The sequence below is a fragment of the Novosphingobium sp. AAP83 genome (genome assembly GCF_001295795.1).
Lineage (GTDB): Bacteria > Pseudomonadota > Alphaproteobacteria > Sphingomonadales > Sphingomonadaceae > Novosphingobium.
In genome coordinates this window covers 24,804-37,044 of sequence record NZ_LJHY01000073.1, presented here as the reverse complement: position 1 = coordinate 37,044, position 12,241 = coordinate 24,804, and the positions used below count along the sequence as shown (strand labels likewise).

At 56.2% G+C, this 12,241-nt stretch carries 8 protein-coding genes and 2 pseudogenes; 2 read left to right on the top strand and 8 right to left on the bottom strand.

Annotated features, from left to right (window positions below; genetic code table 11):
• Positions 1-1,139: 1,139 nt before the first annotated feature.
• From IP81_RS19210 to IP81_RS19195, 6 genes and pseudogenes are all read right to left on the bottom strand, one after another.
• Complete coding sequence (locus tag IP81_RS19210) at positions 1,140-2,351, bottom strand: DUF481 domain-containing protein (RefSeq protein ID WP_231627133.1); 1,212 nt, start codon at positions 2,349-2,351, stop codon at positions 1,140-1,142.
• 79 nt (positions 2,352-2,430) lie between these two features.
• Entirely contained in the window at positions 2,431-5,463 is a 3,033-nt protein-coding gene (locus IP81_RS19205) for a TonB-dependent receptor (protein WP_197274711.1), read from the bottom strand.
• A gap of 89 nt (positions 5,464-5,552) precedes the next feature.
• A complete protein-coding gene (locus IP81_RS19200; protein WP_157573353.1) occupies positions 5,553-6,260 on the bottom strand; it encodes a FecR family protein in 708 nt (235 codons plus the stop codon).
• Between the two features lie 44 nt (positions 6,261-6,304).
• Positions 6,305-6,472, bottom strand: coding sequence for a hypothetical protein (locus IP81_RS21455; RefSeq protein ID WP_231627132.1), 168 nt, complete (start codon positions 6,470-6,472; stop codon positions 6,305-6,307).
• Positions 6,438-6,536 (bottom strand): annotated as a pseudogene (locus IP81_RS21770) (hypothetical protein); the annotation flags it as partial. The pseudogene IP81_RS21770 and the gene IP81_RS21455, both read right to left, overlap by 35 nt.
• A gap of 1 nt (position 6,537) precedes the next feature.
• Positions 6,538-7,017, bottom strand: coding sequence for an RNA polymerase sigma factor (locus IP81_RS19195; RefSeq protein WP_054109612.1), 480 nt, complete (start codon positions 7,015-7,017; stop codon positions 6,538-6,540).
• Between the two features lie 281 nt (positions 7,018-7,298).
• Here IP81_RS19195 and IP81_RS19190 point away from each other — a divergent pair, with 281 nt between their 5' ends.
• Positions 7,299-8,786, top strand: a complete 1,488-nt coding sequence (locus IP81_RS19190) for a phosphoesterase (RefSeq protein ID WP_054109611.1) — start codon at positions 7,299-7,301, stop codon at positions 8,784-8,786.
• Between the two features lie 118 nt (positions 8,787-8,904).
• Positions 8,905-9,092: pseudogene (locus tag IP81_RS19965) on the top strand (transposase); the annotation flags it as partial.
• Between the two features lie 824 nt (positions 9,093-9,916).
• On the opposite strand, the gene IP81_RS19180 reads toward IP81_RS19965, so the two are convergent.
• Entirely contained in the window at positions 9,917-11,143 is a 1,227-nt protein-coding gene (locus IP81_RS19180; RefSeq protein WP_054109609.1) for an acyl-CoA dehydrogenase family protein, read from the bottom strand.
• Entirely contained in the window at positions 11,143-12,234 is a 1,092-nt protein-coding gene (locus tag IP81_RS19175) for an acyl-CoA dehydrogenase family protein (RefSeq protein ID WP_054109608.1), read from the bottom strand. The genes IP81_RS19180 and IP81_RS19175 overlap by 1 nt, the downstream gene beginning before the upstream one ends.
• Positions 12,235-12,241 lie beyond the last annotated feature (7 nt).

Genomic DNA, 12,241 nt, shown 5'->3' with positions numbered 1-12,241 from the left:
GCCCAATGAACCGAACAAGGCCGCGCAGAAGGACACTGATGCACGCTGGACGCTCAGCTTTGAACAAAGGATTGCTTTGAGCGGGCCAAAGTCCATTCGGCATGGCAAAGGTGACTTTTGCACTTGGCTTGGGGGAGTTGTGGCCTAATGTTGCCACTGCTTGACGAAATTAAATTACATTTACGTGAATCACACCGGTGCGCGTAGCCCCTCTACCAGATCACATCGCATTCTAATGGCACACCATGAGACGCGGACTCTTTCGCACAGTTGATAGTTTCCTTGGTGAATGCGCACGCGTTCATGAGGATGCGGGAGATGCTTTCCCCTATCTTCGTCCAGACTTGTACCGATTCTTAGGATTCCAGCCCCCTTACGCAGAACTCCCGCTGATTGTCTCACCAGATCAAGAGCGGGAGGTGGCGAACCATAGCTTTTCGAATATCCGAAATTAGGGCTCAATGGCTGTCTCGTAAACAAGCGGTTTGTTTCTGGGCGTCTGCTATTCTGCGGGCATTTTGGTTCACGGATGTAACGAAAGGCCAATTGGTGGGGCTTTCGATGGTGCGTTCGAAGTCCTTGGTGAGGCGCCGGTTGTGGCTAAAACAGGCGACCGTTCTCTCGACGGCCCAGCAACTTGGTAGAAGCTTGAAGCCCTTTACGGCGGCGGAACGTTTGATGATTTCCAAGGCCCATGTGCCGATTTGGTGAGCGCGGTGCGAAGTTTGTCTTCGGCATAGCTCCCGTCGGCGAAGACGTGCCGCAACCACGGGAAGGTTTGGCGGATAGGTTGCAAATGTTTAGGAGGGCCGTTCATCTGATTGCGTGCCCGCACCGAAGCTGACGTGATAAAAATGTTTAGAAAACTGACGCAAATTCGTCACAATAACTTTTCTTGCAGGAACGCCATGTGCTTTAAATAAAATTTGTCAAATGACGCAACGAACAATGGGTTGCGATAAAATTGCAAGTCATCCCATGGGGTTCCATGAACGTCTGACACATGTTCGGCTTAGTTGGTATTGGTGTCGCGCACAGGCAGATCGACCGCGAACAGCGTGGGGCGTATAGTTATCGCCTCAGATGACTTTGCCCCAGCAGCTGCGTTGTAACTGTTATGCCAACCCTGGTCCGCCGCATCAAAAGCCGTAGACCAAGGTCAGACGACTGGTTGCATCGGTAGCCAGACTTCCCGGCTCCGGCTCCGTCTCATGCTGCACCATATACGAAAAACGGGCATTTAGCTTGCCCAGCAGCTTGGTATCAAGAGCCGCCAGAGTATAAATTGTGCTGCCACGCGCATCGACATAGACGCTGGCATCTTGCGTGAACCGCAAGGCAGATGTCAGCTTTACATTTACGTCTAACGAAGCAAGCCCGGCAAGTATTCTCTCCTTCTCGCCTCTGGTCCCGGTTGTCCGGCGCCAGGCAGGCCCTGCCTTGAGGTTCACTTTGGCATCAGGACGGGAAAACAGGTAATATCCCAAGCCGCCAGACAGGCTGTAACGCGAAATGAACCCTTGGAAGCGGTCCTTTTCGTACTGGCCCAAGCCAAACATATAACCGCGCTTGCTAAATTTGATATTTGGCTCGGCAGAAAAGCGATATTGATCCCTTGTAACTACATTGGCGGTTTCTTGATAGTCTATCCGCCCCGAGGATTCGATCCGCCAGTTTTTGCCCTCAAGTACCAGCTTCGCGCTGCCGACAAAGCCGATTCCTGGGGCATTGCCACTGCTGGTAAATGCACCGACTTCACCTTCGCCAGCCCATTTTACGGCTGCTTGAACCGATGAATGCGCCGCTTCCTCTAAAGGCTTGGTAGCAACAGTTGATCGTGTTTCTGCTTCCGCGTCTTGCTTAGATGCCGATACCTGTTTGCGGCGCCAGACAGCAACGCGACGATCAATTTCGGTAGCCGCTTCGGGATGGGCCTGCCGTGCATAGCGCGCTACAGTATCAATTCCTGCGCTGTCGCCTGATGCCAAGGCTGCATCGATGACGGCAGCAACGCTTGCCGATAATAGGCAACCTGACACCGTGTCCTTTTCCGAGTTTTCGCTACCCGGCCCAGCCAGTTCTGTACGGCACAACGCATTCGGATATGTGCGCTCGATAGGTGACTCCTCTCTATCTAGGCACGGGATCGCGTGATTGCAAAGCGATTGATGCAGCACGTTTTGGACGGTCGGGGCTAACGAACCGGATGCGATATATGGGGCCGTTTGCTGGTCTTGCCGGGCTGATGGAAAGGAAACTTTTCCGGCAGTTGGGATTTTGAAAGCTTGTCCGCAAGCTGGAGATGTCATCGCGCAAACGAAGAGGAACGTGACAGTCTGGTTTCGTGTCATGCTGTATCTGCGTTCAGAGACGGCGGATTGCCGACCGGGCGGAGCGCAGCAGCGCAAGGCCCGGTCGACATTCGCATGCTTAGAACTTGGCGCGCACGCCAAAGTTGATCGAGCGGCCAAAAGTGTGAATTTCGGTGAATTCCGCTTTGGTGCCCGCGTAAGATACTTGACGCTGGTTCAATACGTTCACTGCCTGCACAAACGTCTCGATATTCGGGCGCATTTGGAAACTTGCACCCAAATCAACGATACCAAAGCCCTTCTGGACATTGCTTACGACATCTTCGGGTGTGGGCAATGAGGTGACCAGCGCGCCTGCATCCGTCACATAATCGCTTCGATAGGTGTAGCTTACGTTAATCTCGAACGGCCCTGTTTCGAAGAAGGGCGTGATCGAATAGCTTACGTCAGACACCCCTTGCATCGAAGCCGACTGATTTCCGGCACCCCGGCGATCAAGTTCAAGCTTGGTCGTTGCAAACGTTGCTGTTGCGGTTACGCCAAGTCCGAATGACAGCTTATTGGTATAACCAAATTCGATGCCGGTGATTTGCGCATCGCCAACATTGACCGGCGTAGCGACAAGCACGTTAACCGGCAGCGTTGAGCCGTTGTTTACAGCGAACGCGAGTGAGCGGGTCTCAAAGTCTGACGCGATATAGTCAGAGATGTCCTTGTGGAACGCCGCTGCTGTGAAAGCGCCAAACTTGTCAAAGTACCACTCGAACGACATATCGAAGTTCCAAGAGGTGTAAGGACGCAGGTTCGGATTGCCCGCAGCACCGGTCAGGATCAAGGTCGGGTCGGCCAGCGCGGCTGCACCTTCGTTGAATATCCGGGTCACGGTAACGCTGTTGGTGTTGATTGAATTGCGCAGTTCAGACAGCGATGGTCGGGTCATCGTGCGCGCTGCCGCAAGCCGGAACTGTACGTTTTCTGACAGTTTGAACGTAGCGTTGGCACTGGGCAGCCATTCGGAATAGCTCGCATTGTTCAACGTGGGGGTTACGGTCGTTGTGACAACTCCGGTGCTGCTGCGAACAGGCGCGACCTCGGTGCCCTGCACTTCGGTACGTGTACGGACATACCGAACGCCAAAATTACCGGTTACGGGGATCGCCCCAACAGCAGCTTCAAAATCAATCCTACCATAGCCTGCGAGGATTTCTTCGCCGATGCGGTAAGAGTTTTGAAGATCAGCTGGCGTAGGCGCAAGGTCACTGGCGTTGGGGCTCACTCCGTCGAATTCAGCGCCAAGCGTATAATTGGCATTGAACAAGTTCCAATCAACGTTCCGCCAGGGCTGTCCATTAACGATGGACTGGTCAAAGGCGTTGGCGGGCACAGGGAATTGCAAGAATGCAGGAGTAAGTGTGGCCCCTGCGCGCAGAACTGCGTTGTTGCGATCTCGACGCTGATAGTCGCGGAAACGGTCGGAGTATTGACCACCAAAGCGGATTTTGGTGAAATCGATTCCGCCAATCCCAAAGCCAGTGTTGCGTCCGATATTGAGAACAAAGCTCTTGTCCACGTCTTCGGAGTTGATCGGCCGGACGGCGAAGCTCTCGAAGATCATTCGTTCGCCGGTGGTCAAATCAAGATCGGTGAAGAGCGAATTGACCCTTCCTTCAGCCACAACATCGTTGCTGAAATCGAAGGTTACATTACCACCTTGACCATTGGCAGTACGATACTGAACGCGCTGGATCGGCGTATCAAGATCACTGCGCGCTTGGGCATAGCTAATGCGTGGCTCAACCTGCCAGCCGCCAAGGTCCAATTTTAGGGTGGCGTTAAGCTGCAGGTTCTCATGTGCCTGATCCATGTATTCGGCGTAGTTGCGCATGCGTGCGCCACGGATCGTGCCGGCAACAAGACGTCCGTCTTCCACGACGGCCGTGGAGCGATCAAGCTGCGCAATCCGGCTTGGGATAAAATAGGTCAGACGACGCTCGGTGGTCTCATTGTTAAACTTGGAGTAGAGGCCATCGATATCGATCTCGATGCCCGAGGCCGGCCGCCATTGAACGCCGACGATACCGCTGATCCGTTCGCGGTTTTCCAGCTCGAGATAGGGCTGCACATCGCCTGGTACGCGGATCGCGCCAAGCCCTGCGACAGTTGCGGTGCTCCAACCATTACGCAAACGGTCAAATTGCACTTCGCGCTTCGAGTACGAGATACCCGCGATAACGCCGAATGTCTCTTCGTTGTTGCGCCAACCGGCTGTCAACGAGCCGTTCGGGTTTACCGTATCGGTCCGTTCTTCGTACCCGCCAAAGGCGGTTGCAGCGATAAAGGACTTGCGATCCAGTGGATTGATCAGACGGATATCAACCGACGAACCGATCCCTCCTTCAACCAGATCCGCAGTTGCTGACTTGTTGACGACAATTGTATCGATCAATGTCGCCGGAAGCACCTGCAGGCGGAACTGGCGTCCGGACTGGCCGGAATTGCGAATGTTTTCGTTATAGGCGAGCGGCATGCCATCGAATGTTACTGCCTGAAAATTTGGCCCCAATCCACGCACACTGATGAATTGCCCTTCGCCCGCCTCACGCACGATCGTGACGCCGGGAACGCGCTGCAAGGCTTCGGCAATGTTGAAGGCAGGTAACTTGCCGATGTCGGCCGCGACAACCGCATCGGAAATCGAATCTGAATTGCGCTTAACATCCAGCGAGCGATCAACGCCCTCTGAATACTTTGCCGTCACGACGATCTGGTCATCGGCCGCTACTTCACTGCTGGCGCTTGCCGGCGTTTGAGCGGCCGCCGCCGCCAGAGGGCTGACGATTAGGGCACCCCGGCTATCACGCACAACATTTAGCGATTTGCCAACGATCAGGCGGCGGACCGCAGTTTCTGCATCGAATTCACCTGAAAGGGCCGGAGCGCGCATCTGGGCTACGGCCAGGCGGGTGAACAGAATATCGCTGCCGCTTTGCCGGGCCACTTGCTCCAAAGCAGTCGCCAAGGACTGCGCCGGAAGGGAAATCTGCACACGCCGCGTCTGTGCCTGTGCCGCGCTTGGTAAAGCTCCTGCGATCGTGCAAAGCGTGAGGGCAAGCGCTGCCGATTGGCAAAGCTGCCGCTTTAGGTTCGTCATGACATTGGTCCCCATTATTACGCTCTGTTTGAGCGCTCGTTGTCATGACGATGGGGAACGGGTTTACCTCACCCGGCTCAGCAAAAAAATTAGCTTGCAGCGATTATGCGGATCATGTCGCCATCATTGATGACTCGTATCGGTAGCAAAACCCCAAGCGAATGGGCAAATGCTTCGGGATCGCCAACACGGTAGGCACCGCTGAAACGCATCGTCGCTACCTTTGGATCGGTCACAACCAATGTGCGATACGAATAGCGGTTCATCTCGGCAATGGCTTGGGCAATCGTATCATCACGAAATACAAGTCGGCCACCTTGCCAGGCAATAAGGTCCTCCAGTTCAGGATGATCCAGTTGGTCTTCACGCCCCTCGATCATGGCGATCCGACTACCCATTGTGAGCGAAACTGGCCTTCCCGAAGGCCCGTCAATCCGTGCACTGCCGTTGATAGCGGTAAGCTGTAAACCACCATCTGTCCTGCTGACATCCAGCCTAGCAGAAGCTGTTGTGGCTTGGCGATTGCCCATATCCAAAACAAACGGACGCTTTTCGGCGGCAATATCCAGATCTATCCGGCCAGATTCAAGCGAGAGCAGGCGAATGTCGCTTTTCGCGCGGAACCGGATGCGCGTGCTAGTATCAAGCATGGCGCGTGTGCCATCGTCCAGAACCACGCGGCGCTGCTCGCCCACATTGGTGGTAAAGACGCCTGCATAGGCCGTTTGCCAACCGAAGGAGACACCCGCAGTAATAACCAAAGCGCCGCCACCTGCCATAACTGCACGGCGTGACATCCCGGAGGGCGTCCCCGGAATTTCCTCATCCGTCTCCTCAGTCGCTAAAGATTGGCGCTCATCAAGCGGCGAAGTTGACCGAAGCTCATCACGAAGGCCGCCAACGGCTGTCCATATAGATGATGCACTATCAAAGGCATGTTCATGAACTTGATCGGATTTGAGCCATGAACGGAACGCGTCTTCATCTTGCGCAGTGCGGTCATCGGCATGCAATCTTGCTAGCCAGTCCGCAGCCTGCCGGTTCGCAGTTCCCAGCTTGCTGCGGAAATCCACCTTACCAATTCTCCATCCATTGAATCAGGTGATTCATCGCCCGCGCCACATGCTTTTCGACAGCACTTTGGCTGATCCCGAGTTCTTTCGCAATCTCTCGATATTTAAGACCATCAAGGCGATGCTTCAAGAAGATCTCTTGAGTGCGGGGACTGAGTAAGGCGATGCCCGCGCGGAGCCTGTCCAAACGCTCTCGTGCAATCAACACCTCATCTTGAAGCGGGGTGCGGTCTGCGATTATTTCCTGCGTGACGCCCGCAATGGTTTCGGTCGCCGTGCGCTGTTCACGCCGATAAGCGTCGATCCCGAAGTTTGTGGCGGCTCGGATCAAAAAGCCTTTCGGGTTTTTCACCGCGGTTTCGCATTTCTCGACACCAATCCACGCATCATGCAGGAGATCTTCGGCATCGTCCCGACGTGTCATCCTCGCAATCTGATCGCGAAGTTTTGTCCAACTGCCCTCCAGCTCAAACTCGCGCATCGAGACTTTCCCTGCTGCTTGGGGAAGCGCGCTAGATCAAAGGCGTTACGGTTTTGGGACCGTATCAATAGGAAGCGGTTTTTGATTGTTTAATGACGGTGCCCAGCTTTGCTTCCAGTTGCGATCCGCAGTGCCTGCATCGTCTTCTGCCAGACATATTCTGACTATATCTGGTCTATCGCCATGCCGGCAAAGCCTCAAAATGCGTAAAGGTTTTTGTCGGCAAACCGCTACTCCTGCTTGTCTATCAAAGCAGGCTTTGTCTCTTCAGAAGGACCGCTATGAAGTATTTTGTGCCGTTGCTGCTTTCGGGATGCCTGCTTCATGCAACACCGGCTACCGCCCATGGAACGCATGGCGGATTGACCGAAGCCAAAGAGCAGGGCGGCACTGCCACATCCAAGGGCAGAAAGTGGCTTGCTGGTGATCACCACATACACAGCGAATTCAGCGCCGATTATAAGCCTGATCCCGCAGCACCAAATGCAGCGCCGAAGCCGCTTCTGGGCAAGGACGGACGTTATACCATTGCGCGCAATGCGCAGATGGGGGCAGCTTTCGGCCTGAACTGGATGGTGTCGACGGATCATGGCGGGCCGCTGCATTCACGGCTGAACTTCGAACAAGCCTATCCGCAATTGTTGGTCGCACGCAAAACAGTGCCGCAAATTCTGATCTTCTACGGAATGGAGTTTGACACTCCCGCAGGCGATCACAGCAGCATGATCATCCCCTTCACAAAAGGCGAGCGCGCGCAACTGCGCGACATTGAATCGCGATTTTCCAAGCGGGAGGCTTTCCCCACAGATCCAGCACGCGATACCGAACCCCGGATGATCGAGGCTTTGCGGTACATGCGCGCACAGCCCAACCAGCCAGTCCTGATTGCCAACCACCCGTCGCGCTCTGCCAAAGATGTTGGAGTGTACGGGCAATACACTCCCGCTGAGTTCCGCAACTGGAATGATACGGCGCCAACCGTTTCTGTTGGCATGGAAGGCGCTCCGGGCCATCAGGCCGGTTCGATCAAGCCCGATGGTAGCAATGATCCGGAAGGCACGCGTGGGGGCTATGGCAATTCGCCAACACTCGGCGGGTTTGACCAGATGACGGCGCGGCTTGGCGGCTTTTGGGATTCGATGCTGGGTGAAGGCCGCCGCTGGTGGATTACCGCCACATCGGATTCGCATTCCAACTGGCGCGATGGCGGCAGCGATTTCTGGCCGGGCGAGTATTCGAAGACCTATGTCCATGCCCGTCGCGATCATGGCGATGTGCTCGACGGCTTGCGCAGCGGCCGTGTGTTCGTCACCACCGGCGATTTGATAAGCGAACTGGACGTTAGCGTGCAGGTCCATGGTAGCAAACAAGCTGCGATGATGGGCGGGGTGATTATGGCAAAGCCCGGTGACGATATCGACGTAGTGATCCGCCTGCGTGATCCTGCAGCAGCTAATCATGGTGGTTTTACCCCCGATGTCGCGCGCGTTGATCTGATCGTTGGCGATGTAACTGGTCCAGTTACCGACCGCAGTACCGATCACAATACCACCACGCGCGTGGAAAAGCGCTTCAACGAGGCTGATTGGACAAAGGCCGGTGAGGTTTTGACCATGCACTATACACTGCGTAATTTGCGCGGACCGGTCTATTTGCGCGTGCGCGGCACCAACACAAAACAGGCTGAACCCGTCACCGATCCCAAGGGTGAGAATCCATGGGAAGACTTGTGGTTTTATGGAAACCCGGTGTTTGTTTTGGTGAAGTAAGGCAAAGCGATGTAAGAGCCTGATCCGAAACTAATTTGAGTGGTATCAGCGGGTTAGCTTGACGGCTTCCCCAGTCGTTGATTCAGGGGTTTCGCCAAAAACTACCTCGGATACAACGATTTGGACCGATACCACTCGCGCTCTTCATGCGCGATGCGGGCTGGCTTTGCCAACAGATTTGACCGATGCCGAGTGGGCTATCTTCGAGCCCCTTCTTCCTCCGCCAGCAACGACAGGCCGACCAAGGAAGTGGGGCATGCGCCGGATTTCTTCTATCTGCTGCGTGGTGGGCTACCGTGGCGAATGGCTGTCGATTACTATCGCGACAGCGGAGGCGCCGATCTTCCCTTAATCACTATCAGGCTTGGCAATCATCTTGCCCTTGCTGCGCTTGGAAAGGGTCGGATCGAAAAAATGAACGTCCTTGCCTTGGTGCCAATGATGGACGGCCTAACCATCCAACTCCAGGCGCATATTGCCAAGCAATATGACGCCCGAAACCGACATCAATGCCTTGTTCGCGCTGACCGGGTTTAGGGCGCTTTACTGACCTTCTGCTTTCTTCTCGGCGATCGACCGGTTTCGGCTAAATCTGACGTTCACCGGTGCCGATCTGAACGACCGAGTCTGGTCGGCAACTGCCTCTTCGGTCTCTCGCTATTCTCGGCCATTTGGGTGCATTTTGTGGCTTACGCAGCCCTTTTCACCAAAATTTCCCAATGATTTGAGTGCCCATCGCTTTCATGCCGGGTGCACCATTTTTGAAAAAACTCTAAAATTCAACCGCTTCAACTTTCACCCGACCCCCATATGGTAGGCACCGTAGAATTTGCAGCTTCTAAAGTCCTCGTTTGAGCGTCGAGGCGATAGATTTCGTTGCAGCTATCAGACGTTGAATGGCAATTTTTGGGACAATTCTGCCGGTCGCAGACGTCAAGGGGAATGGCCGCCTACGCCGAGACCGGTCATTCGTATAGCGCCGTCAACCTCGCTACGCCGTCCAAGCCGTTGGACACTCTGGAACCGCGGCTTTCAAGCCGCGCAAACGGGATAACAGCCATTCAGTTGTGTCTGCGTCAAAGTCCAGTGCTGATAAGGATCGCGGAGAGGCTGGTCGGCAATATGTGCGGTCAATGCACCAGTTCGCGGAAGGGCATATCGCGGTCGGTGCGAGCTTCGGCGGGGAGGCCCAGCACTTGTTCGGCGATGGTGTTTTTCTGGATTTCATCGGTACCACCGGCAATGCGTGCGCCCGGAGCCGAGATCCAGAGCAATTGCGGCAAGCGCCACTCTGCGCCCAGATCCTGCGCGGCGATCAGCCCTTCGGCACCGCCCAGTTCGATGGCGAGCGCGCCACCGGTCTGGAATGCGCGGGCTCCGACGAGTTTGACAGCTGCCATTTCCGGCCCCGGGTTTTCGCCCTTTGAAATCGCGCTCATGCCCCGGCGCACGATCAGCTCCACGCCGAACTGCCGGATATAGGCATCGGCGATCCCGGCGCGCACGGTGGCGTTTTCGACGGCCGGTGCGCCGTTCCATTGCGACGCTTGTGCAAGGCCGATGAGCTGCGCGTAAAGATCGCCCGAGAAGTTGTTGCCCAGCGCAAACCGCTCCTGCATCAGCGTGGAGAGCATGACTTTCCAGCCCTGGCCTTCCGGCCCCAACCGCTGGCTATCGGGAATGCGCACATCGTTCAGGAACACTTCGTTGAAGTGGTATTCATCGCTCGCCTGATGGATTGGCCGCACATCGATGCCCGGCGTCTTCATATCGACGATGAACATCGTCAGCCCTTTAGACTTCGGGCTATCCCAATCGCTGCGCGCCAGCAGGATGCCGAATTGCGCAAAGTGCGCGCCTGATGTCCAGACCTTCTGGCCGGAAATGACCCATTCATCGCCATCACGCGTGGCGCGGGTACGCAAGTTGCCAAGGTCTGATCCGGCAGAGGGTTCGGACAGGAGCGCACACCAGATGTGATCGCCCCTGAAGGCAGGCGCGAGGTATTTTTCTTTCTGTTCGGGCGTTCCCCACATGGCCACGGTGGGAATGGCGGTGCCAAGGCTTATTTCGAACACGCGGTCGGGTACCAGAAACTTTGCTTCCTCTTGGCCGTAGACCACCTGCATCGCAGGCGTGCCGCCAAGGCCGCCCATCGCTTTTGGGGCGGCAATGGCGGCGTATCCGGCGGCGGCTTTTCTGGCCTGCCATGCGCGCGCGGCGGCAAGGTATTCGGCCTCGTTCAACCCGGCGCCGAACTTGTCCTCGCGGCTGCGGCGTTCGGTGGCATTCGCTTCGAGCCAGCGGCGTACTTCGGCGCGGAAATCGGCTTCCTGGGGCGTATCGTTAAAGTCCATTACGCTGCCTCCCCGATCAGTGCGGCCGCCAGCGTTTCACGCCAGAGGTGGTGTGTGCCGATAATCTGGCCCAGCCAGCGTGCGCGGCGCAAATGCATGTGGCAATCCATTTCCCACGTGTAGCCAATGCCGCCGTGCAGATGCAGGCCCTCTTCGGCGGCAAGGGTATAGGCATCAGTTGCGGCCACGCGGGCAGCTGCTGCGGCGCGGGGCAGCTCGGTTGCATCTGTTGCCATGGCCCATGCGCCAAACCACGCGTGGGCGCGAGCCACTTCGATGGCGGCAAACATGTCGGCCAGCTTGTGCTTCACGCTTTGGAAGCTGCCGATAACCCGGCCAAAGGCGCGCCTCTCCAACACATAATCGCGCGCGGCATAAAGCGTGCGCTCTGCGCCGCCCACTTGTTCAAACGCCAGCAGCACTGCCGCACCAAGGGTCACGCGGCGAGCGATGCTTGTGGCATTGCCCATGGCCAGTTCTTCTGCGGCAACGCCAGCGAATGTCAGCTTCGCCAAGGGGCGGGAGGGATCAAGCGAAGCGCGCGGGGTTCGCGTGACGCCGGGGGCGGCAAGATCAACCAGCACAAGGCGATCATCGACGAGAAGCACCGCAATGTTGGCGACCATGCCATCGGGCAAGGCATCGATCATGCCGGTCAGTGCGCCGTTGGCAAAGGTCAGGCTTTGATCCTTGGCAAGCGTCTGCGTGCGGGGATCGATAACGGCTGTGGCGATCACATCGCCATTGGCAATGCGGGGAAGCCAGTCGGATTTCTGGGCTTCACTGCCCGCCAATTTTATCACTTCGGCTGCCAGATAAATGCTGGATAGCAGCGGGACAGCGGCCAATGTGCGGCCTGCTTCTTCGGCAACAAGGCACAGTTCGAGATGGCCAAGGCCGGTGCCGCCAAGGTTTTCAGGTATTGCAATGCCCAACGCGCCAAGATCTGCAAGATTGCGCCATGTCTTGGCGCTGTAGGCCGCTGCGCCATCCAGCACGGTGCGCACTTCGGCGCTGGTGCTGACATCGGTCAACACGCGCCGCACTTCTTCTTGCAACCGGCGTTGGTCTTCTGAAAAATCGAAGTTCATGCAAAAT

Excerpts from the sequence above, each read along its gene's own strand:
- IP81_RS19180 (WP_054109609.1), bottom strand. The coding sequence starts at position 11,143 with ATGGACTTTAACGATACGCCCCAGGAAGCCGATTTCCGCGCCGAAGTA.
- IP81_RS19200 (WP_157573353.1), bottom strand. The coding sequence starts at position 6,260 with ATGTCACGCCGTGCAGTTATGGCAGGTGGCGGCGCTTTGGTTATTACT.
- IP81_RS19195 (WP_054109612.1), bottom strand. The coding sequence starts at position 7,017 with ATGCGCGAGTTTGAGCTGGAGGGCAGTTGGACAAAACTTCGCGATCAG.
- IP81_RS19210 (WP_231627133.1), bottom strand. The coding sequence starts at position 2,351 with ATGACACGAAACCAGACTGTCACGTTCCTCTTCGTTTGCGCGATGACA.
- IP81_RS19190 (WP_054109611.1), top strand. The coding sequence starts at position 7,299 with ATGAAGTATTTTGTGCCGTTGCTGCTTTCGGGATGCCTGCTTCATGCA.
- IP81_RS19175 (WP_054109608.1), bottom strand. The coding sequence starts at position 12,234 with ATGAACTTCGATTTTTCAGAAGACCAACGCCGGTTGCAAGAAGAAGTG.
- IP81_RS21455 (WP_231627132.1), bottom strand. The coding sequence starts at position 6,472 with ATGCCGATGACCGCACTGCGCAAGATGAAGACGCGTTCCGTTCATGGC.
- IP81_RS19205 (WP_197274711.1), bottom strand. The coding sequence starts at position 5,463 with ATGACGAACCTAAAGCGGCAGCTTTGCCAATCGGCAGCGCTTGCCCTC.